This window comes from Mycolicibacterium agri (assembly GCF_002553505.1).
In the GTDB taxonomy this organism is placed as follows: Bacteria; Actinomycetota; Actinomycetes; order Mycobacteriales; family Mycobacteriaceae; genus Mycobacterium; species Mycobacterium agri.
Genome location: NZ_PDCP01000242.1, coordinates 1 through 675, shown reverse-complemented (window position 1 = coordinate 675; position 675 = coordinate 1). Strand labels below are relative to the sequence as shown.

The window sequence follows — 675 nt, the reverse complement described above, 5'->3', positions numbered from 1 at the left end:
TCGGTGAGCATCCCCAGATAGCCGAAATCGACTTGGCACTCCACTCCGGGATCGCCATCGGCAACCCGCACCGTGAGATCCTTGCGGCCGAAACCGCAACGCTCACTGGCGAATCGGTGCAACGTTCGATACGGCACCACACAGCCCTGCCGGGCCAACAAGGTGTGGATCTTGGTGACCGTCAACGGCCGCTGCCCACCGGTGCCGGCCACCCAGGCGGTGATCTGCTCCTCGAACCCCAGAAGCTGCTCCCACGCCGCCCCGTGGCCATCGGGGCGCACCGGCCGCACCGCATCGGCGACCATCCCGATCAACGCGTCATCGACCGCGCCCAGGTCGTCGTCGCGGCGCAGACCGGCGGCCTGGGCGGCCTCGACGTAGCGTCGCACCGTCTTGCGGTCCAGACCGCAATACGCGGCGATCGTGCGGTACCCCGGCGCCGGTAGCCCCGCCACGCCCAGCCACACCCGCAGCACTTCCCTGATCTCATTCACACTGACCTCCCGAAAAGCCATGCCGGCGACCTCCGTGACTTGCGCTGTCACGGCGATCGAACGGACAAATGAAAAGACCACCGACGCGACGCGCCGGTGGTCCCATAACTGGCAATCCAGGTGGTCCCATCACCCTGGCAAAAATCAGGTCACACTGGTCCCATCCTCATGGCAGGCGACA

Annotated in this window: 1 pseudogene; it reads right to left on the bottom strand. The window is 66.2% G+C overall.

The window, feature by feature from the left end:
• Positions 1-515 (bottom strand): annotated as a pseudogene (locus CQY20_RS34000) (IS21 family transposase); the annotation flags it as partial.
• Between the last annotated feature and the right edge of the window lie 160 nt (positions 516-675).